The organism is Oleiphilus sp. HI0117 (assembly GCF_001635235.1).
In genome coordinates, this window is the sequence record NZ_LWGA01001495.1 from 1 (window position 1) to 992 (window position 992).

The following is a 992-nucleotide window of genomic DNA, read 5'->3' on the forward strand; positions in this document are numbered from 1 at the left end:
CTTGTACATCTATGTCGTTGCCGTCTTCCGGCGCAATCACCTGCTTGATAGGAAGCTGGAAAGCCTTGGCGAATTCATGGTCACGCTCATCGTGAGCCGGTACCGACATAACCGCACCTGAACCGTAATCCATCAAGACAAAATTAGCCGTCCAAACAGGTACTTCTTCGCCCGTAATTGGGTGGATAGCAGTAAAGCCGGTTGGAATACCTTTTTTCTCCATCGTCGCCATATCTGCTTCAGCGACTTTGTTGTTCTTACACTCTTCAACAAAGGCTTTCACCTCAGCATTATTCCCTGCCGCTTCAAGAGCAAGAGGGTGCTGGGAAGCAACTGCAACGTAGGTCACACCCATTAAAGTATCTGGGCGAGTGGTATAAACGCTTAGCTTGTCATCTCGACCTGCTAGGTCGAATGAGAATTCCAAACCTTCAGAGCGGCCGATCCAGTTGCGCTGCATGGTTTTGACCTGCTCAGGCCACTCATCTAACTGATCGAGATCTGCCAACAGCTCTTCAGCATAATCAGTAATCTTGATAAACCATTGTGGAATTTCTTTACGCTCGACCAAAGCACCAGAGCGCCAGCCGCGGCCATCAACAACCTGTTCGTTTGCCAAAACAGTTTGGTCGACAGGGTCCCAGTTGACGGTTGCGTTCTTCTTGTAAACCAAACCTTTCTCGTAAAGCTTGGTGAAGAACCACTGTTCCCACTTGTAGTACTCAGGCTGACAGGTCGCCAGTTCGCGACTCCAGTCGTAGCCAAAGCCCAGTGCGTTCAACTGAGTCTTCATGTATTCGATATTTTCGTAGGTCCACTTGGCAGGTGCTACCTTGTTATTGATCGCAGCATTCTCTGCAGGAAGACCAAAAGCATCCCAACCCATTGGTTGCATTACGTTTTTGCCTTGCATGCGCTGATAGCGAGAAACAACATCGCCAATGGTGTAGTTACGCACGTGGCCCATATGTAGTTTTCCGCTCGGATAAGGG

1 protein-coding gene is annotated in these 992 nt (G+C 49.2%); it reads right to left on the reverse strand.

Translation table 11 applies throughout. From position 1 onward, the window contains the following. Window positions 1-992, reverse strand: a 992-nt coding sequence (leuS, locus tag A3757_RS24730; protein ID WP_068740475.1) for a leucine--tRNA ligase, incomplete at both ends; no start/stop codon positions are given.